This is a genomic window from Sphingobacterium faecale (assembly GCF_016746095.1).
In the GTDB taxonomy this organism is placed as follows: Bacteria; Bacteroidota; Bacteroidia; order Sphingobacteriales; family Sphingobacteriaceae; genus Sphingobacterium; species Sphingobacterium faecale.
The window spans coordinates 1-1,014 of sequence record NZ_JAERTY010000036.1 but is presented as its reverse complement, the minus strand read 5'-3'; the positions used below and the strand labels follow the sequence as shown (position 1 = coordinate 1,014).

Below are 1,014 nucleotides of genomic sequence, written 5' to 3'. Positions count from 1 at the left end.
AACCTGAGTTCGATTAATAATTTGGTATAAAAATTTGCAATATAGTGGGCATGGTTATATATTTAAGTATCTTAAATTCAAATATTTAACTGTTTATCCCGCTATGATTGACCTCAATAAAGTTAACGATATTTTCTGTCTTGTTGACGAGTTTTGCAAAGATTTTGACAGATCCACTTCCGGCTTCCTTCTTGGCCGAGTTTCCAAACGTCCGCCGGTAATGTCCAACAGCGAAGTTATCTCCATCTGTCTGTTGTTTCACCTGAGCGGTTTTCGGTGCTTCAAGCACTTCTATATGTTCTACTTACAGAAGCACATGAAGTCCGAATTCCCCAGAACCGTCTCCTACAATAGATTCGTCGAACTCAGCCAGAGCGTGCTGATGCCCATGACCATCTTCCTGAAAACGTGCTGTCTGGGAAGATGCTCCGGGATATCCTTTGTTGACTCCACACCTATACGGGTATGCAATAACAAGCGGATCAAACGCAATAAAGTGTTTAAAGGAATAGCCGAAGTAGGAAAGTCCACTATGGGCTGGTTCTATGGATTTAAGCTGCACATTGTGATCAATGATAAGGGGGAAATTTTGAATTTCGCCATTACCCAGGCCAATGTCGATGACAGGGAACCGCTTAAAAACGAAGGTTTTCTCAAAGCGGTATTCGGAAAGTTATTTGCAGACAAAGGGTACATATCCCAAAAATTGACAGACATACTGTTCGTCAATGATATACATCTGGTCACAAGCATCCGTAACAACATGAAAAACAGCTTGATGACCATGAGTGATAAAATTCTGCTCAGAAAGAGATCGGTAATAGAAACGGTCAACGATGAACTCAAGAACATATGTCAGATTGAACATTCTAGACATAGATCTTTTGCAAATTTTGTATCCAACCTGGTTGCTGGGTTGATTGCATATGCATTCTTCCCTAAAAAACCTGCTATAAAATATCAGACTGTAAAAAACAACCAATTGTCCGCTTTTTAACAATCGAACTCAGGTTA

General features: G+C 39.9%; 1 protein-coding gene. It reads left to right on the top strand.

The genetic code is table 11. The features are described 5' to 3' along the window. Nucleotides 1-103 precede the first annotated feature (103 nt). On the top strand, nt 104-997 hold the full coding sequence (locus tag JKG61_RS22755; RefSeq protein ID WP_202105304.1) for an IS982 family transposase: 894 nt from the start codon (nt 104-106) through the stop codon (nt 995-997). The last annotated feature ends 17 nt before the right edge of the window (nt 998-1,014 follow it).

What these genes read in the sequence shown, in the direction of transcription:
- JKG61_RS22755 (WP_202105304.1), top strand. Translation starts at nt 104, where the DNA reads ATGATTGACCTCAATAAAGTTAACGATATTTTCTGTCTTGTTGACGAG.